The following is an 18,818-nucleotide window of genomic DNA, read 5'->3' as shown; positions in this document are numbered from 1 at the left end:
TTGTAAATATTATTTATTTTACTTTCCTAATAATTCATTTTGCAAAAGCTTAGCCTCAAAACTAATCACTAAATTATCTATTGCTAATTTTTTTTTTGCCATTCTCATATTATCTATGAAAGAATTATATTTATTATCATTTGATTTATTATAACTCATTAAAAAAGTTATTAACTCATCTACGGTATTAAACAGATATCCCATAGATCCATACTTTTGAAAATAATATTCAAAGAAATCATTTTTTAACCCTAACATTGGTATTTCATGATTAAGTGCATCAAAAAAAGCTCCACTTGCGCATAATTCATAATATGTATTGTCATAAAAAAATAATGAAAAATCGAGATCAGCTATTTTATTATCAAATGTTTGCTGGTCTAACATTATGTTTTCTTTGGAATAAATAACTCCGGGTCTTAAGTATTTATATACGTTTGGCAATATTTTTCCAATAATTTCTACTTGAATATCTGATTTATTTTTTTCAATAATTTTATCACCTATATCAAAAATGAATTGAGACTTTTTTTGTTCAGATGCTACCCCAATGGCTCCTATTTTTAAAACTGAAGAGCTATTATCTATTGATTTCGTTTTTCCATTATACAGACATGGATGGTCAATTGTTAAAACTTTATTGAGATCAACAATATTATATCTTTTCATATTGTTCTTTATAACATCTCCCAAAACTAAATAAAATGTCTTATTATCAGTCTTAACTTTAAAACTATATTTTAAAAACCATCCCCACATTTTAAGCATGAATGGTTGTTCAGCATGCTTTTTTAAAAATTCTAATTCTCCATGAATAACAAATATCATTTTGGTATTTGGAAAAAACATCTTTATTATTTTTATAGCAAAATTGGATGCTTGGCTAATTGAAGTTAATATAAGTAAATAATCATCTTTTCTAAATTTAAAAAAAATCTTAGATACATTCCATATTTCAAATAAAATTTTAAATGGTAAATAAAATCTCCCCTTATCAACAATGTTTATTTTTGAAAAATTGATTTTTTCGATTGTATTATCACCATCTTTTTCTAAAAAACTTTGTATACATTGTTTATGTGTTTCTTCCGAATAAAAAACAAGTTCTCCTCTATGGGGCATAATAGAAAGCATTTTTAAAAAAGATGCATTGAACATGCTATGCTTGTTGCCACTAACGTTTGCCTCTAAAACTCTAATTGTTGTCATTTAATAAGAAAAGGATATAATAAAGTAAATTGTATAAAACTATTTATTAATTAGGTAATGCTTTTGATAAACTAGAAATTATAAAAATATTTCATAATTTATTCTAATGCATTGATCTTGGAACATATTCAAAAATTGAATAATAAGGCACGTATAAGTCCCAATAGGCAGATAGAGCGCCATATAATTTAATGCAAAAATATAATATAAGTAACAAATAAACCCAAGATCCTGCTTTTGTGGGCCAGTATACTTTTAAAATTATTGCCAGAAGAAAAATTTCATATATATAAAAGTAAGCTCCCATTCTTATAAAAACTTCTATTGAAGTACAGAACGCAAAAAAAATGGCATTTCCAAAACAGAGTAGATTTAAATATCCATTATAATTTGGATCATATGCTTCACATCTTTTTCTACATAAAAATAGTGGTGTAAAAACTAATAATCTACGTATTAGACTTACGATAAAATTAATTGGATTATCTAAAGTGTTTTGATCTGCTCCATCTTCTAAATAATACAATAATTTTGCTGTTACAAATCCTAAATCTCCAACATTACTTAATTTAGATAAAATTACAATTGGTAACTTGATAAACCCAATAAATATGCATACTAAAAAGAGGTATATAATTTTTTTATTACTCCATTTAAGATGAAAAATTGGATATGCAAAAATAAAGAATAAAGATGTTACATGTATTGTTGCTGCTAAACAGACGCATAGTAAAAAAAATATTTTTTTTCTGTCAATTATGAAAATTGTGCTTGCCAACAAAATACCAACCGCCATGGCTTGTCTCACGGGAAAACTATCTCCTAAAAAAAAGCAATAAAATCCAAAAATAACAAAAACTATATTATCCGACTTCTTTAGTACAAATATTGATTTAGATAAAAGTGCTATTGACGATACTACAAAAAGCATTACTGAATAACTGTCTGAAAAGCTTTTTACAAAATAATTCAGATAAGCAAACCCAATTTCAAATCCTCCTTCAAGGAATTTATCTAAACTATCATTTAAAAGAAAAAAATTATTATAAGGAATCCAATCTGCTCCCGTTTCCCATCTAAGAGATCCAAAAATGATTAATATAAAGACGCTTAAAAAGTAAAGAATATACCGTAACTTACTATTATAAAGGCTAATAGTTGTAAACAATAATAATATAAAAAATATTAAAATATAGATCATAGGTTTCTTAACTTATAATAGAAGCCTTGGATAGAATTAAAAATATTTGATGGTATCCATAACTTTAATCTAAGTCCGATATTATGCGTCATTGGATAAATGACTGAAAAATCTCGGGAAATATAGTTTCTATATCCTGCTTTAATTATTTCATTATTAAAAGGTATATGCTCACAAATTGCTTCGTTAGAATTTACTGAGTTCTTTACAACAGTATATCTTAAATTTTTGATAGCCTCATATTTATAAATCCCAATCCCGCTAAATGCAGAAATTAAACTATAAAATTTGTTACTTTTTATATTCTTGTTAATCGTTTTAAAACTTTTATCCAAAGATTTTTCTGTAAAAGAGAAAACATCTTTTAATGGATATTCACATATAGCAAAAATATCATAGTAAATTTTAGAAGTTACTCCCCAAATTTTACCTTTAGTAATTCCGTTTGAAAATATTCCTCCCCAGTTATCTCTCATTTCGACCATGGAATTTACAAGCCCGTCGATAGAGAACCATTTAATATCTATATCTATAATTATAACGTAATCAATATCGTGTTGAAGAGTGGATATATAGTCTAAATAAATATTTCTATAAAAAGCCATTTTTTCAATCCTATAATAACTTGTAGTTGGCGAAGCAATTTCTGCAGTCTGATCTGGAATAGTTTTTGTACCAAAATCCTGTGAAATTATCTTAACTCCATCAGAAGTACTTTCCCAATCGCTTAAAATTTCCTTTGTACCATCAATACTGTCATTTTCTACTACTATTACTTTTGACCAAATGAATTTATTTCTAAGCTCCTCAACTAAAGGGATATTGTTAATTAGTGACTCTCCACAATCCCTGGCTAAAATCGCAATTACAACATTTTTATCAATTTTACTCATTATTTTTTATTAGAAAAGTTTGTTTCTCTAATCTTACAATTCCAGTTAAAAAGCTTATTAGTGATGTGTAATATTTAATTCCAATACAAAATTTCACAATCTTAAATGTTTTGATTATAATTCTCCCCAAAACACCTCTTCTTGATTTTTCTACCTCAGTAAATGTTGAAAAAGCATTTGATTTAACCCCTGTTAAAAGTTTATTTTTATTTAGTATTTTAAAAAAGTTATTATCCTTTTTAAATGGGTCTTCTATTTGGTAATCTTCTTCTAAAGCCCTAAAAAGTCTTCGGTGAAGTGGAATAATGTTTTCGCCATTTTCAAATGAATTAAAAGAGTAACTTAATTTTGAATATTTATCATACCCAGCTTCATAAACATCTTTAATATAGCTTTCAAACAATGGAATATAAGAAGGGTAAACATCTGTATTATATTTTGGATGTCTTCTATTAATCAATTTCGGCTTAAATGGATCAAATCCAGAGAAGTGAAAAAACAGTAATGGAAACAATTCTTTTGACTCAATATTACTTATCTTGTAATTTCTATTTTCATCAATCATCAATTCTCTTTCATGAAGATTCCAAATAGCGGGATTAATTCCCATATGATGTGTTATTAATATATCATTAGGAAAAAATGCAGGAATAAAATCCATCCATTTTTGATCAACATGCAAAGCGTCAAATTTATCTGCGTAACATTTATTTGCTAATCGGTTCATCCACCAATTAATAATTTTATTTCCTGTTAAATCATTATTAATTGCTGCAAAACCCAAATTATAAATACCCACAAACAAAATTTCTTCTTCTGTTATAGATCCTGTATATTCAGTTTGAATATTACAATAATGAGGTGTAAGAACTATAGTCTTTTTATCAAGATAATTATAAATTACATCCAATTCATTAGTTACATAGATATCCGGATCTAAATAAATTACTTTTTTATAACCTTCATTAAATAATTTTTTGAAGCAAAATGGTTTAATAGAAGTCGAAAATTCAATTACATTATATTTAAATGCCATCTGTTTCCAATTTTGCAACCAACTATCATCAAGTAAAATAAACTTATCTGATTCATCTGCTATTTCATCGGTATCATCAGATAAAAAAATAAAAAAATCACAATTTGGATTAAATTTTTCAAAAGATTTTTTTAAAGTAAAAGCTTGTGCTAAATAGTTTTTTGCACAAATAGTAAATGCTACATTTTCATTCATAGAGTTCTAATTACTTTTGCCGGATTTCCTCCAACAACAGAATTTTTGGGTATATCTTTTGTTACTACTGAATTGGCTCCAATTATACTGTTTTCACCAACTATAACATTTGGCAATATTACAGCTCCTTCTCCAATCCAAACATTTTTTTCAATTTTAACCGGTCCCTTACTAAACAACTTTCTTTCGGAAGGTGGAATTGTTATTGCATCACTGGATATTTCACCATGATAATGATCTGTTATAAATACTTTACTAGCAATCAAAACTCCATCTTCAATTATTATTTCATTAATTGCTCCTATATGACAATCTGAATTTATACTAACATTATGACCAATCTTAATTCTCGGTGTAAATTGATAACCTAAATGCTCGTCATATGCTTCTAAACGGAATCTCAAACTTGAGTTAAAGCCATCTCCAATTTCAATATGCTTTCCTCCATGTAAATAAATTGGATATTCAAAAAATAAATTTTCTCCAGATTTTTTTAATGAATTACTTTTCCAAATTGAATAAATTTGATTCATTCTTAATCCTACTCGTAATGCAGAAAAAAAATAAACTATCTTATAAATAATACGGAGTACTATAATTGTTATTTTTTTTACAACTTTCATACGCAAAATAGTCTATTAGTTTAATTATTAATTATAAAGCTGAAAACTTACAAATCTTATTTTCGTAGAAAATTAATCACTCTATAAAGTAACATTTTAAAAGACAAAAAATAAGACAAAAAAATTAAATAATAGTATTCTTTAATAGAGTAATATTCTTTTATACTTCCTTTTATATCTGTTAAATCATAAGTATAATTATTATTTTTAATTTTTGTATTAAAATACCATTCTACAAAAAAATTATTGAACAGATCGTTTTTAATCTTATTGAAAGTAGTAGGAGAAATTATAGCTTTTTTTTGTAATTCATCCATCATTGATAAATAATCAACTCCAAATGTTTTAAATAAATTATATCCTCCTTTTTGTGAAACTTCCTGGTTAATAAAAATTGATTCATTATTTATTATAAAATTCTTTTTATCATTCTGCCTTAACAAAAGTGAAGTGTGAGGAAACATTTTATTGAGATCTTTTTGAGAATATTTCTCTAAGTCTTCTTTCCAAATTGAAAACCCTGTACTCCAAGTGTTCCAATAAGACAATTCGCTAGTAAAAGAATCAAAAGTTTCAAAATTCTTACTATTACTATTTTTCAGAACACCATTTGTAAAAAATGTAACTGGCTTATTTATTTTCTCATTTTTTATAAAAGATATAATTTGTTTTAAGCCACCTTTCTTAAATATTGTATAATTATTATGTAATTTTAAAAACAATCCTTTCCCCATATTCAAAGCATTCACCGAATTTAAAAAACCTTCGGAAGTAGTTTTGTTATAAACGATATTAGGAAATTCTTTATAAGAAGTTAATAATTCCTCTAACATATTATCAGTAGAGTTATCTGAAATAACTACTTCGAAATCAGAAAAACTTACTTCACAATTAATGAATATACTATCTAGTGTTTTTTTTAGAATTTCAAGACGCCCATTTGTTGGAATACAAATTGAAAGATAAATATTTGACATTATTTATTTAATTATAATTGCGAATTATCAGTTTCATGAGATAAAAACTTTTGAATACCATTTTCTAAAGTGGTAAATTCATAATTCAAAATCGATTTAAGTTTAGTTACATCTAATATAATAGCGGATGCATCTACAGACCTTCCTTCTAAAAACTTTAAATCAATATTTCTTTTTGTAATTAGTCTCTTAAAGATATCTAATACTTGATTAACAGAGTATCCTTTTCCTGAACCAATATTAACTGTTTCATTTTCTTCTGCTTTATTTATTATATTAACAACAATATCAACAAAATCATCAATATAAATATAATCTCGAACAACAGTCCCATCTCCCCATATTTCTATAGGTTGATCTGTTAAAATATTATGTATACATGTTGCTATTAAACCTTGTTTACCATATAAACTTTGTCCAATACCATAAGGATTTGAGGGTCTTAATATCAAAAAATTCAACCCCGATTTTCTTGATTCAAATTTAATCGATTCCTCAATTATAAGTTTAGATTGCCCATAATATGAAATAGGCATTAAAACATCATTTTCAGAAAAAATACCGTTATTTTTTTTTCCGTATACAGCACCACCTGAAGAAAAGAACACAAGTTTTACTTTTAATTCTGAAAAAACAGTTAATAATTTAATAGTAGGTAAAATTATATTTTCAAGATCAACATTATAATGGTGTTCAGCACTTGAAGGAATAAGAGATGATGCTAAATGTAAAACGATTGAAATTTTATTTTTTACAATAATATCCTTTATTACATCTATTTGAGTTAGATCACCAGTATAAATATTTATCTTATCTTCAATGAGTTTAACTCGAAAAAGATTTGATTGAGGTAATTCAAAGATAGAAACTTCATTACCTTTTAATAATAATTCTTTTGCAATAGCTGATCCTATAAATCCTGCTCCACCTATTAAGAGATATTTATTCATATATATATTGTAAATAAAATATTATTCTTAATATTTTTTACTGGTTAACAAATTATGGGTTCTAAGATATTTGTTGTAAATTTTCCAGAGTATTCTCGAAGATTTACTCACATTTAAATATTTTGATTTCAAAAACTCCTTAGCTTCTTTTTCAATAAATATTTCTTTTATATAATGATCAATTTCTGCATTAATCTGAACATCAATAATTTTAGATAACATGAAGTGTATAAATTTATTAATATGCTCAATAGAGTTTAATTTTATTGTTCTCTCTAAAGCGAACCAATTAACGAAAGCCTTAGGGTTAAGAGTCTCATTTTTATCAAAAATAATTACAGCTAAAGGATCATTATTTATCAATATAACTTTGTAATCTTTGATCAATCTTTGATTAAAATCATAATCACTTATAGGATACATATCCTGATCAAAACCTCCTAACTTATAAACAACATCTCTCTTTAGCAAGGCTCCAGAAATATGATAATTACCACTAATTACATGTAATGGGTTAAGTTTATAATATGTTTTTTCTTTATTATTTTCTAAATTAACTCTTGTATTTTTTCTTTTGTCATGAAAAAGAGTTGAATGCACAATAGCATCTTTATCTTTAAATCTTGCAATATCCGTGGACAAAGTTTTAATAAAATGAGGCAAAAAATAATCATCATCATGCAATTGAATGATCCATTCACCTTTAGCTAATTCTATTCCTCTATTCCAATTAGCCATCATTCCAATATTTTCACTATTTACATAATACCTGAAATTGTCACAACTAAAATCAATATCTAATTTTTTTACATCTAAATTTTTTATACTTTCAGGATTATTATCCATCACTATAATTTCATAATCAACCAACCCCTTATCATCTTGATTTATAGCGCTTTTAATTGCTTCTTTTAATAGATCAAGACGATTATATGTAGGTATTATTATTGAAACTAAAATATTATTTTTTATCGAATTCTCAAACAATAGCAAACTCTCAACTTGTGAATAGTTAGTATTGTATTTTAGTATTTCCATTTAAAAGATTTAATAAGTAATAGTAAATTTGAAAAACCATCTTTAATAACCTCAATATAAGTAGTTTTTAAAACTTTGGATGCTTCATATGGCCATTTCCAATTATTGTAAGATAACTGAACTAAAAGTTGAATTAGTATCATGTACCAAACATTGGCACCAATAAAATTCAGCACCAAATAAGTTATGATTACTATTGAAAATCCTGACAACAAGGATGGATATAGAAAAGGAATCTTATTTGAAAAAGTCATTATATTCGCTGCTATCGAATGTTGAATTTCAAAGAAATTAACCAACATTATAACTGCAATCAAAGCACTGGGCAACATTCTTGTTTTGCTATTTATTGCTTCAAAAACAAATTCACCCAACAATAAAGTAACAATGGTGGATAATGAAAAGAATAAAAGTATCAAAACCAGCGACAAACTCCATTCTTTTTTTACTACATCTAGTTTACCTTTATAAAAATTATAAATCATTTTAGGGTAAACAGTATTAAAATATATCAAAGATGCGGAAGAAACAAAAGAAACAATTTGAAGAGTAAGTCCATATTGAGCGGCAATCTTCAATGAAAAAAAGCTCGTGACAAAAAACTGTCCCATTTTATTTATAAAAAAGGAACCTATAGACACAAAACCCATTTTTTTAGCATTAAACCATATTATGGATACAATTTCTTTTTTTTGATCAAATGTTGCTTTATTGTTTTTTATAATTTTTTTTATCCAAGAATCATAAAAATAATGAACTAAAAACAGTCTTTCAATTATACATGAAATGAGTAATGCAATAGCAATGGCTATTAAGCCATATCCTAAAAACAATCCTAAATATGCTATGATTATAAAAGATCCATTATAAATAATTTGTGCCTTTTGTGCATGTTTTATGTATCCTCGTCCAGTTAATAATGTAGTTAAATATAGATAATAAATTACGGTAACGGTAGCAATAACAAATATGCTCCAGGCAATCCAAACGTTATTTTGAAACAGCAATGTTTCTGATTTAATAACTGTATATAAATAATAAGTACCTAATGTGGCGAGTAAAAGTAAACCCACAAAGGACAAAATTGTATATATAAATTTAATACTAAAAATTACCCTTGAAAGAAATGACTCATTTACTTCGCCATTCATATCTGAGGAATCTTCTACAATACCTTCTTTTTGTAGCTGTGTTGCTCCTGCAAAAACATAAGTAACATTTCTTATTATAGTACTAGAGAAACCAAAATCAATTAACATTACTAAAGATGAAATCGAAGCAAATAAATACCATATGGCTAATTCTTCTGGAACCAGAGTTCTTAAAACTATTGGTAATATAAATAAATTTGATCCAAACCTTAATATTTGCGCTAAATAACTCCAAACTAAATCTGCTTTGCCAATTTTCAATTTAAAGTTTTTATGCGTTTAAATATTCTCTTATAACGTTCGCAATATAATCATAGTGAGTTTCATTCAATCCTGGCCAAACCCCTAACCAAAATGATTGATTCATAATTATATCTGTATTCGATAAGTCTCCCACAACTCTGTGCTCTATACTTGCGTAAGCTGGTTGTCTAAGTAAATTTCCTCCAAACAATAATCTAGTACCAATTTTATTCTTTTCTAAGTGTTGAACTAACATATGACGGTCGTTAGCATCTCCTTCACGAAGAGTTAACAGGAATCCAAACCAAGAAGGTTCTGAATTTGGAGTTGGTTCAGGAAGAATAAAAACTTCTTCAAACTCTTTCATTCGCTCGTATAACGCAGCATAATTTTCTTTACGTCTTTGTACAAAATGATCGATTTTCTTTATTTGCGAAACACCAAATGCAGCTTGCATATCAGTCACTTTTAAGTTAAAACCAATATGTGAATATGTATATTTATGATCATAACCATAAGGCAACGTTCCTAATTGTTGGCCAAAACGACATCCGCAAGTATCATCCTTTCCTGGTTCACAATAGCAATCACGTCCCCAGTCACGGAAACTTTCGGCTAATTTTGACAAAATTGGATTATTAATTAAAACAGCTCCTCCTTCACCCATAGTTATGTGGTGTGCAGGATAAAATGAAAATGTAGAAATATCTCCAAATGTACCGGTTTTTTTACCATTATATGTTGCACCTAATGAGTCACAATCGTCTTCTACAACCCATAAGTTATATTTTTTAGCAACTCGCATTACTTCGTCTAAATCGAAAGGATTACCTAAAGAATGAGCAATCATAATTGCTTTTGTTTTAGGGCTTACAGCAGCTTCGATCATGTCTGGTTTTACATTATGAGTAGCTATATCAACATCTATAAATACAGGAATTGCACCAAATTGAATAATAGGATTTATTGTAGTTGGAAAACCTGCAGCAACAGTAATAACTTCATCTCCGGGCTTAATCGCTCTTTCTCCTAATTTTGGAGAAGTCAATGCATAAAAGGCTACTAAATTTGCAGATGAACCTGAATTAACTAACAAAGAACGATGTGCTCCAAAATACGCTGCAAAGTCAGCTTCAAATTTGTTAGCAAAACGTCCGGCAGTTAACCAACCATCCATCGCTGCATCAACTCCATTTAATATATCTTCCTCATCAATGATTTTACCGGTAACTGATACATAATCAGTCCCAGGAACAATTACTTTACTAATATTTTTTTTAATAGATGGTAATAATTGTTCTTTTAAATCATTACTAATGTTTTTATATTCCATTTTTTATTGTTTTTAAAATAAAAGCATCCACATTTGTCAATTCAAAATTTGGATATTCTGTTATAAATTTATTATTTAAAAGCCCTCCTAACAAAGGTCTTTTTGCTTTTTGTTGTAAAGATTGCGTCGAAATTGCATTTAGATTCAAATGATCAGCCTCAGAAAAATATGATTTAACTTTACTTGCCAATTGATATCGGTTATAATAATCAGTAGAAGAAAGATTGTAAATCCCTTTTTTTCCATCAGAAATAAGCAAATAAAGCATTCTTGCAATATCTCCAGCATAGATAGGAGTAGCAAACTGATCATAAGGAAGATTAAATGTTTTATCTGTTTTTGACTTAATTAATGTCAATAAATGCGCGATAAAATTTTTAGATCTTTCTTCTTCTCCGTATACATTAGTAATTCTGGCAATTATATAATCATTAAGCCCCTGAACTATAATCTCTGCTTCTAATTTATGTTTACCGTAAACATTAATCGGATTTGGGGTTTCATTTTCTGTATATGGTCCGTTAATTCCATCGAAAATATAATCTGTAGAAATATAAACTAATTTTACATTTTTACTTTTACAGTATTCAACAACAACTTTAGTTGATTCAACTGTTAAATTATAACTTTCAATAACATTTTCTTCACAGTAATCAACATTCGTTAATGCTCCACAGTGAATTATAATATCTGGTAAAAAATTACTATTATCTAAAAAATCAAACCCATCTTTATGAAGCGGATCAAAAAATACCGTTTTATCAGTTTCAAATTTTAAATGTGTGCCGATTACAGAGATTTGTTTCTCAGCGAAATAATTTAAACAATGAGAACCTACTAGTCCGGAAGCTCCAATTACAAGTATGTTCATTTAAAAATATTTTTTATTTATATCAAATGGTAGAAAATCTGAGTCTCTTTCTGAAATAATAATATCCTTTATTGGAAGATTAAATCCAACCGAATCCCATTTAATACCTCCTTCACTTTCTTTATTTTGCATTGTACTGGTGTGATATTCTACAATTGTATTTTCTTCTAAAGATAAAAATCCATGAGCAAATCCTTTTCCTATATATAATGCTTTACGATTATCTTCTGAAAGTTCAATTTTTAAATACTTACCATAAGTCGGCGAAAATGATCTGAGATCAACAACAATATCTAAAATTTTTCCTTTAATTACATAAACCAATTTATCGTGATCATGAGGTGCATATTGAAAATGCATCCCTCTAAAAACATCCTTATTAGAAACAGAAAAAAAACTTTCTTCAAAACTCCAGTTTAAGTTTTTTTCAATAAATAAATCTTTATGAATAGTTTTCACAAACTCTCCTCTATGATCTCTAAATGTTTTATATTCTATAACAAATAAATCATTAAATTCTGTGTCTATAATTTCCATTATACTTTTAATTTTTCAAAAACAGATTAATTTGCGAATCCGTAAATTGGGTAATTTCACTTTTATCATTAAAAAAAACATTATACCAATCCATTGTCATTTTTACAGCTTGATCTGCATTAAATTTAGGATGCCAACCTAATTCCGCTATAGCCTTGCTAATGTCTAATTTTAACAAACCAGCTTCATGTGGCTGATTGTCAATCTTCTCAACAATATAATCTCCTTTACCCCAACTTTTAATAGTCAATTTAAGCATTTCTTCTACTGAAAGCGCATCAGATAAATTAGGCCCAAAATTATAAGCCTGATTAAATTTCAATGGATCCTTTTCGAGATTAGCCCCTAGCAATAAATAACCAACAACAGGCTCTAATACATGTTGCCATGGTCTGACTGATAAAGGATTTCTTATTATTACAGGTTGATCAATTGCGAATGCTTTAGCTATATCAGGAATTAATCTATCTTTTGACCAATCTCCTCCTCCAATAACATTCCCTGCTCTTGCAACAGCAATTGCTTTTTTGTGAATATTATAGGTTTTACTATTAAAAAAAGAATTACGGTAAGAGTCAATTAGTAATTCTGCACAAGCCTTGCTTGCACTATAAGGATCATATCCACCTAATCTATCCGTTTCTCGATATGGATAAATCCATTCATTATTATGATATACTTTATCAGTTGTAATTAAGACAACATTACATTTATTTTCAAGTAATCTAACTGCATCCAGAACATTTGCAGTCCCAATAGCATTTACTTCAAATGTCTCAGCAGGAATATCATATGACAATCTTACTAATGGCTGAGCTGCTAAATGAAAAATAAAATCTGGTTTAAAATCAACAATTTCTTTTTCAAGTCTTCTTTTATCCCTTAAATCTGCAATAATAGAATTACAAATTGAATCTCCATTAATTAAATAAAACAAGTCATCTTTTGTTATTGGATCTAATGCATATCCTTTAACATCTGCTCCTAATAATGATAGAGTTTTTAACATCCAGGATCCTTTAAAACCAGTATGTCCGGTTAAAAAGACTTTTTTACCACTATATGTTTTTTGTAATTGGTGAAATGAAGAATTTACCATGTTTTCCACTTTGCTATTCCTGAATTCCACATTGCTTCAAGTTCAACTCTGTCACGTAAAGCATCCATACATTTCCAAAAACCATGGTGTTTATACGCTGCTAATTGCTGATCTTTTGCAATAGCGCCGAGAGGTTCTTTCTCCCATTGAACATCTTCTACATCTCCATTTAAATAGTTAAAAACTTGAGGTTCTAAAACAAAAAAACCTCCATTAATCCACATACCATCTCCTGCTGGTTTTTCAACAAAACTATCAACCTCACCGTTATTATTAATTTCTAAATTTCCAAAACGACCAGGAACTTGTACGCTTGTTAAAGTAGCCAATCTTCCATGTGATTTATGAAACTTTAATAATTCTGTCAAATCGACATCACCAACTCCATCACCATATGTCAACATAAATGTTTCATCTTTAACATATTTCTGAATACGCTTCAATCTTCCTGCAGTATTAGTATGTAATCCTGTATCTATCAATGTCACTTTAAAAGATTCCGTTTCTGAGTAATGAACATTAATGTTATTATTTGCCAATTCGATAGTTACGTCAGAATTATGCAAATAATAATTATAAAAATATTCTTTTATATAAGTAGCTTTATAACCCAAACAAATAATAAACTCGTTATGTCCGTGTTGCTCGTACATTTTTAAAATATGCCATAAAATAGGTTTCCCTCCGATTTCTACCATTGGTTTTGGTCTAGCCTCCGTTTCTTCCATAAGACGAGTACCGAAACCACCTGCAAAAATTACTACTTTCATTATATTATATCTTTTTTATATATTTATATTTCTATGCAAACGTCATTTGTCAAAGGATAACTACAACAAAGCAAAAATTCATTATCTTTCAAATCATTCCTTGGTTTATCTAAACCAATCATCTTTAATTCTCCAAATTTAAGAGTTCCTTTACAAGTACTGCAATTACCTGTTTGACAAGAGTAAGGCAATTCTAAACCTGCTTCTAAGGCTTCTTCTAAAATAGAATTACCACTTTTTATTGATATTTTACTTTCAATGCCTGCAAAATTTAAATAAATTTCCTGATCTTTAATTTCTTTAAAATCTTCAGGATTTTTAATTAATTCAAAGTCCTCTGAAAACACATTATTGATATTTTCTCCTAAATTTATTAATGATTCCTTAACTGTATTTTTAAGCCCTATTGGTCCACATATGTAATGTTTGGAAGGGTATTCAATACTTTTTATAAGATTTTCTACAAAATTAGAATCAATCCTACCGCGATAATTATGTGAATCTTCATTAAAAAATTCTTCTTTTGAGTAAAAACTATAAATTTTAAAACGTTCAGAATGACTTGTTTTTAATTTTTCTAATTGATCTTTAAAAATTACAGATGAATTAGATTTATTACCATACACCAAATAAACGTTAACTAGAGAATGATTTAATAATATGTCTTTAATCATTGAAAACAAAGGCGTAATTCCGCTACCAACGCCCCAAAACACAATGGAATTTATTGAGTCATCTGATTCAAATACAAAATCTCCTAAAGGTTCTTGTACTTCAATAACATCTTCAACTTTTACAACATCATTAATATAATTAGAAACAATTCCTCCAGGAACTCTTTTCACTGTTACATCGAGTGTGGAGTCAATTCCGGGTGTCGAAGAAAATGAATAAGGTCTAATATATCTTCTACCATTGATTCTAAATTGAAGTGTTAAATATTGTCCCGCTAAGTATTTAATTTTTTTAAGTCCTGGCTGTTTAAAACATATTGTTACAGTATCATTAGTTTCTTTACGAACCTCCTGAACTTTTAAAGTATAATTTTTCATTCTATTTATTAATAAATAAATCCTACCCTAATAGCTGTTTTAATAATCTCCTAAAAACCAAAAAGAAAACAATTAAAAAGCCTCCCAAAAAACCTCCGATAATCATACCTTTAAGTTTTCCAAAACGCTCTTTAGGTAATGGTAATATTGGTCGATCAATAACTTGAATTAAAGGTGTTTCTTTACGTAAAGTTACTTTCGCTAATTCAGCCTGTTTCACTAATTCAGTTAATATAGCCGTATTTGCCTGTACATCAACCTGTCTTCTGGAAGAAGGAGCACGTCGCACATTCAAAGCTGGATTTAAATTAAATGTATTATCAGTGGCAACTGCAACACCAGTAATGGCGCCATTTAGCTCTTTTCTAATAGAATCAACTTGACGCTCTAAAATAGCCATATTTAACCTGGCCTTCTTACTTTTAGTCTCAACATAAAAATTCCCTACTTGACTAGCCAAAGATTCACAAAAGTATTTTGCAAACAATTCATCCGGATACGAAACATCAATGTTTACAATAGCTACTTTTTTATCTTTTTGACCTACTTTTAAAGCTCCTTGAGATAAATTTTTGTACATAACTCCCATAATGCTATCTTGAATTCTTGAGAACTTTTTACGATCATCATTAGGCAGAAATTCAATCTTAGCAAATTTAGGGTCTTTATTCCAGTTTTTACGCCATTCATTTTTTTGAATGTACATTTCTGCTAGAGAAATCTTTTTTCCATCTAAGGTAATAGGTGATAACAACGTTTTTTCAACCATTGATCTTGATTTAAACAATTCTGTTAGGTTAGATCCTGTAAAAATTCCTCCACCACTTCCTCCTAAATCTAACCCAAAAGAACTAGCTAAACCTAATGCTCCTCCATATCCTCCAGATTTGTCATCTTCTAATGCAAAAGACAGGGTTGCAGTATAAGTTGTTTCTTTTGAATAAGAATATAATAATCCTAATAACGCACCAAATAACCCTACCACTAAAATAATTTTCCATTGTGAAAGAATATAATCAAACCATTCCTTACCTTTTTGTAATAATTCTTTTAATGAAATTTCTTCATTTTTTATGTCTTTATTCTCCATCAAATTATTATTTAAAAGCAGTAACAATTAATAATGCTAGACTAGCCAAAACACTTCCAAGACCAGCCCATTCTCCCGCACTCATTCTCTTCATTTCAGGTTTTTCCGGCACGACTATTTGAGAATCTGGAGTTACTTTTGGATAAGATCTAAAAAACAAAAATGACCCTGTTACAGAAGCTTTACCATTTGGATAAATAATATATGCCTTTTTCTTCCACCCTTTATAATCTACACCTCCAACAGCATTTATATAATATTTAAATCCTTTCCCACTACGATAGGGAATTTCTGAAGTTAACAATACATTCCCTGTAACCTTAACTCCTTCATTGTAAACTGCCACTTCAATTTCATCACCAGGAAATAAAGTAACATTTGAGTAGTGATTCTTATCTTTCACAATTTTTTCCCAGTTAACAGGAATTGTTGCGTATTTTAATTCATCTCTAAGCTTTTTAGATAATTTATCTCTAAGTGTATCCTTCTCTACGACACTAAATTCTTTTTCTGCTTCAACAGCCTGTTTTTTATCAAGATTAAGATTAACACTTTCTAATTGCTCAATTTGCTCTTCCTTAATTGGTCTTTTAATTTTCATACCGTCTAAATTAGCTATAGACGTTAATCCTCCTGCTCTCATCACAACATTGTAAACTGTTTCTTTTTTATTAGCCAAAACATATTTTCCTGGATAACTTACCGCACCACTTACTTTTACCATTTCAGGTTTTTCATAAACTGCCATTTTACGAATGTTTATTACATCAAAAGGCTTTAATACAAAATTCTTAATTTGTTCATTATTCTCTGCATTAATCTCAAGTTCTACTAGCTCAATACGTTTTGGATCAGAGTCATCAATTACATCAGACTTAACCATCCTAGCAACTTCTACTCTTTTAGATGCTGAACCTGTTAAACCACCAACTTGAACAACAAGGTCGTTTAAGGTTAAATTTTCGAAATAATCATATTCTCCAGGATTTTTTACCTCACCGTCTATGGTAATTTTATATTCTTCTCTAAAATCAAGAATAGAATAAACCGTAACAATATCTTCCCTTTTTAATTCAATGTCAGAATTTAAATCTCCAGATAAAGCAGCACTTAGATCAATATTTACAATTTCTGTACTTAAATCTGTTTTTAAACGAATTATTCTTGCTCTTTTAGTATAGGCATCTTCCTTAAGGCCTTCAGCTCTTGTAATAAGATCTGAAATTCTCATTCCGTCACTATAAGAATAATAATCCGGTCTAAAAACAGCTCCTTCAATCTTAATACGATTTTCAAATCGATTCAAAATTTTAGTTACTCTAAAAACATCTCCTGATTGTGGTAAATAAGAATTATATTCACTTTCATTTACATCATGTACCTTAAATTCTTTTCCTGTTTTCTGCAATACATTTACAGATGCAGTATAAGCAAATTCGTTAAAACCTGAAGCAAAAGATAATAAATCTGTAAAAGTCTCTCCGTTTTTCATTTCGAAGATACCCGGACGTTTTACTTCACCTTCAACTACAACTCTCTGACTATACGCTGGAATCCTGATTACATCATTATCTCTTAAGCTTACATTATCAGATTGATCTCCTTTAACTAAGAACTTATAGATATCAATATTTTTATAAACTTTATTATTTCGAATTAATTCAATATTTCTATAGCTTCCATTTTTACCAGGTCCACCTGCTAAATGCAAAGCATTATAGACCGAAGCCAGAGATGAAATCGAATAATTACCCGGTTGCTTTCCTCCCACAATTGTCACCTTAATGGTTCTTATTTCGCTTAAACTTACACTAACCTGGGATTGTCCGGATCTAACCGTACTATATACTCTTGCTATTGCAGCTTTTATTTTTTGAGAAACCGCTTCAATAGACATTCCTGATACTGAAATTTGCCCAACATTCTGAATTGCTATTTTACCTTCAAAATTTACTGGAACAGTATCATCAAATTGCTGAACACCATATACACTTACTTCTAACTTATCACCTGGTCCAAGAACATAATTTATTGGCGTTGCCATTTTTAGATCAGGCTCAAAATTTAAAGTTGGATTATCAAATAGTTCAGATCCAAAAATTAATGCATTTAAGGAATCCTTCACTTTTTCATTTTTAATTTTCTCTTGCTTCCTTTTAAACTCAGAGTCTTTCTCTGTCTTTTTTAGTTTATCTTCTTTATCTTCTTTGTCTTTATCCTTATCTTTGTCCTTATCTTTGTCTTTGGAATACTTTTTTTCATATTCAGTAACTCGCTCTTTTAATTTATCGAATTCTGTCTGAGTCATACCTTTTGACAAAAGCATAGATTCCGCGTCATTAATAGTTGCTTTATTATTTTTCAATTGAGTAATAATTCTAGCTATTTCATCATCTGATAAATAATCGACTTTTAAGGTACTTAAATCTTTAGACTTTATTATATCCTGAGCATTTGCACTAAAAGACATTAGCAAAATAAAAAACAAAGTAAGAACGTATATTATCTTTTTCATATTTGAATTATAATTATAACCTAAAATTAGATTTA

General features: G+C 28.3%; 17 protein-coding genes. All 17 read right to left on the bottom strand.

The genetic code is table 11. The annotated features are described in order from the left end of the window. Nucleotides 1-18: 18 nt before the first annotated feature. Nucleotides 19-1,209, bottom strand: a complete 1,191-nt coding sequence (locus BXU01_RS15810) for a hypothetical protein (protein WP_083694086.1) — start codon at nucleotides 1,207-1,209, stop codon at nucleotides 19-21. Between the two features lie 103 nt (nucleotides 1,210-1,312). After that, nucleotides 1,313-2,410, bottom strand: a complete 1,098-nt coding sequence (locus BXU01_RS15805) for an EpsG family protein (RefSeq protein ID WP_083694085.1) — start codon at nucleotides 2,408-2,410, stop codon at nucleotides 1,313-1,315. Further along, nucleotides 2,407-3,303 (bottom strand): hypothetical protein, encoded by an 897-nt coding sequence (locus BXU01_RS15800; RefSeq protein ID WP_083694084.1) that lies wholly within the window; start codon nucleotides 3,301-3,303, stop codon nucleotides 2,407-2,409. The genes BXU01_RS15805 and BXU01_RS15800 overlap by 4 nt, the downstream gene beginning before the upstream one ends. Further along, entirely contained in the window at nucleotides 3,296-4,534 is a 1,239-nt protein-coding gene (locus BXU01_RS15795) for a hypothetical protein (protein ID WP_083694083.1), read from the bottom strand. The genes BXU01_RS15800 and BXU01_RS15795 overlap by 8 nt, the downstream gene beginning before the upstream one ends. Beyond that, nucleotides 4,531-5,157 (bottom strand): DapH/DapD/GlmU-related protein, encoded by a 627-nt coding sequence (locus BXU01_RS15790; protein ID WP_083694082.1) that lies wholly within the window; start codon nucleotides 5,155-5,157, stop codon nucleotides 4,531-4,533. Before BXU01_RS15790 ends, BXU01_RS15795 begins: the two co-directional genes overlap by 4 nt. A 56-nt stretch (nucleotides 5,158-5,213) precedes the next feature. Then, on the bottom strand, nucleotides 5,214-6,134 hold the full coding sequence (locus BXU01_RS15785) for a glycosyltransferase family A protein (protein ID WP_083694081.1): 921 nt from the start codon (nucleotides 6,132-6,134) through the stop codon (nucleotides 5,214-5,216). An 11-nt stretch (nucleotides 6,135-6,145) separates the two neighbouring features. Beyond that, nucleotides 6,146-7,084 (bottom strand): NAD-dependent epimerase/dehydratase family protein, encoded by a 939-nt coding sequence (locus BXU01_RS15780; RefSeq protein ID WP_083694080.1) that lies wholly within the window; start codon nucleotides 7,082-7,084, stop codon nucleotides 6,146-6,148. Nucleotides 7,085-7,111: 27 nt separating this feature from the next. Continuing rightward, nucleotides 7,112-8,122, bottom strand: a complete 1,011-nt coding sequence (locus BXU01_RS15775; protein WP_083694079.1) for a glycosyltransferase — start codon at nucleotides 8,120-8,122, stop codon at nucleotides 7,112-7,114. Further along, entirely contained in the window at nucleotides 8,110-9,534 is a 1,425-nt protein-coding gene (gene wzx, locus BXU01_RS15770) for an O-unit flippase-like protein (protein ID WP_083694078.1), read from the bottom strand. The genes BXU01_RS15775 and wzx overlap by 13 nt, the downstream gene beginning before the upstream one ends. A gap of 10 nt (nucleotides 9,535-9,544) precedes the next feature. Then, nucleotides 9,545-10,849 carry a lipopolysaccharide biosynthesis protein RfbH gene (rfbH, locus tag BXU01_RS15765; RefSeq protein WP_083694077.1) on the bottom strand — a complete coding sequence of 435 codons (1,305 nt, stop codon included), beginning with the start codon at nucleotides 10,847-10,849 and terminating at the stop codon, nucleotides 9,545-9,547. Then, nucleotides 10,839-11,720, bottom strand: coding sequence for an SDR family oxidoreductase (locus tag BXU01_RS15760; protein WP_083694076.1), 882 nt, complete (start codon nucleotides 11,718-11,720; stop codon nucleotides 10,839-10,841). Before BXU01_RS15760 ends, rfbH begins: the two co-directional genes overlap by 11 nt. Continuing rightward, nucleotides 11,721-12,257, bottom strand: a complete 537-nt coding sequence (rfbC, locus tag BXU01_RS15755) for a dTDP-4-dehydrorhamnose 3,5-epimerase (protein WP_083694075.1) — start codon at nucleotides 12,255-12,257, stop codon at nucleotides 11,721-11,723. Between the two features lie 7 nt (nucleotides 12,258-12,264). Further along, nucleotides 12,265-13,356: a CDP-glucose 4,6-dehydratase gene (rfbG, locus tag BXU01_RS15750; protein WP_083694074.1), complete on the bottom strand. Its 1,092-nt coding sequence runs from the start codon at nucleotides 13,354-13,356 to the stop codon at nucleotides 12,265-12,267. Next, on the bottom strand, nucleotides 13,350-14,126 hold the full coding sequence (gene rfbF / locus BXU01_RS15745; protein WP_083694073.1) for a glucose-1-phosphate cytidylyltransferase: 777 nt from the start codon (nucleotides 14,124-14,126) through the stop codon (nucleotides 13,350-13,352). Before rfbF ends, rfbG begins: the two co-directional genes overlap by 7 nt. Before the next feature lie 23 nt (nucleotides 14,127-14,149). Further along, nucleotides 14,150-15,178 carry a ferredoxin--NADP reductase gene (locus BXU01_RS15740; protein ID WP_083694072.1) on the bottom strand — a complete coding sequence of 343 codons (1,029 nt, stop codon included), beginning with the start codon at nucleotides 15,176-15,178 and terminating at the stop codon, nucleotides 14,150-14,152. A 22-nt stretch (nucleotides 15,179-15,200) separates the two neighbouring features. Continuing rightward, nucleotides 15,201-16,268: a lipopolysaccharide biosynthesis protein gene (locus BXU01_RS15735; RefSeq protein WP_083694328.1), complete on the bottom strand. Its 1,068-nt coding sequence runs from the start codon at nucleotides 16,266-16,268 to the stop codon at nucleotides 15,201-15,203. Nucleotides 16,269-16,275: 7 nt separating this feature from the next. After that, complete coding sequence (locus tag BXU01_RS15730; protein ID WP_083694071.1) at nucleotides 16,276-18,783, bottom strand: SLBB domain-containing protein; 2,508 nt, start codon at nucleotides 18,781-18,783, stop codon at nucleotides 16,276-16,278. Between the last annotated feature and the right edge of the window lie 35 nt (nucleotides 18,784-18,818).

The organism is [Flexibacter] sp. ATCC 35103 (genome assembly GCF_001975985.1).
Taxonomy (GTDB): domain Bacteria; phylum Bacteroidota; class Bacteroidia; order Flavobacteriales; family Flavobacteriaceae; genus Flavobacterium.
This window is presented reverse-complemented; position numbering and strand designations above follow the sequence as displayed.

Coding starts and splice junctions, on each gene's coding strand:
- BXU01_RS15810 (WP_083694086.1), bottom strand. CDS start 1,209: ATGACAACAATTAGAGTTTTAGAGGCAAACGTTAGTGGCAACAAGCAT.
- BXU01_RS15805 (WP_083694085.1), bottom strand. CDS start 2,410: ATGATCTATATTTTAATATTTTTTATATTATTATTGTTTACAACTATT.
- BXU01_RS15800 (WP_083694084.1), bottom strand. CDS start 3,303: ATGAGTAAAATTGATAAAAATGTTGTAATTGCGATTTTAGCCAGGGAT.
- BXU01_RS15795 (WP_083694083.1), bottom strand. CDS start 4,534: ATGAATGAAAATGTAGCATTTACTATTTGTGCAAAAAACTATTTAGCA.
- BXU01_RS15790 (WP_083694082.1), bottom strand. CDS start 5,157: ATGAAAGTTGTAAAAAAAATAACAATTATAGTACTCCGTATTATTTAT.
- BXU01_RS15785 (WP_083694081.1), bottom strand. CDS start 6,134: ATGTCAAATATTTATCTTTCAATTTGTATTCCAACAAATGGGCGTCTT.
- BXU01_RS15780 (WP_083694080.1), bottom strand. CDS start 7,084: ATGAATAAATATCTCTTAATAGGTGGAGCAGGATTTATAGGATCAGCT.
- BXU01_RS15775 (WP_083694079.1), bottom strand. CDS start 8,122: ATGGAAATACTAAAATACAATACTAACTATTCACAAGTTGAGAGTTTG.
- rfbH (WP_083694077.1), bottom strand. CDS start 10,849: ATGGAATATAAAAACATTAGTAATGATTTAAAAGAACAATTATTACCA.
- BXU01_RS15760 (WP_083694076.1), bottom strand. CDS start 11,720: ATGAACATACTTGTAATTGGAGCTTCCGGACTAGTAGGTTCTCATTGT.
- rfbC (WP_083694075.1), bottom strand. CDS start 12,257: ATGGAAATTATAGACACAGAATTTAATGATTTATTTGTTATAGAATAT.
- rfbG (WP_083694074.1), bottom strand. CDS start 13,356: ATGGTAAATTCTTCATTTCACCAATTACAAAAAACATATAGTGGTAAA.
- rfbF (WP_083694073.1), bottom strand. CDS start 14,126: ATGAAAGTAGTAATTTTTGCAGGTGGTTTCGGTACTCGTCTTATGGAA.
- BXU01_RS15740 (WP_083694072.1), bottom strand. CDS start 15,178: ATGAAAAATTATACTTTAAAAGTTCAGGAGGTTCGTAAAGAAACTAAT.
- BXU01_RS15735 (WP_083694328.1), bottom strand. CDS start 16,268: ATGGAGAATAAAGACATAAAAAATGAAGAAATTTCATTAAAAGAATTA.
- BXU01_RS15730 (WP_083694071.1), bottom strand. CDS start 18,783: ATGAAAAAGATAATATACGTTCTTACTTTGTTTTTTATTTTGCTAATG.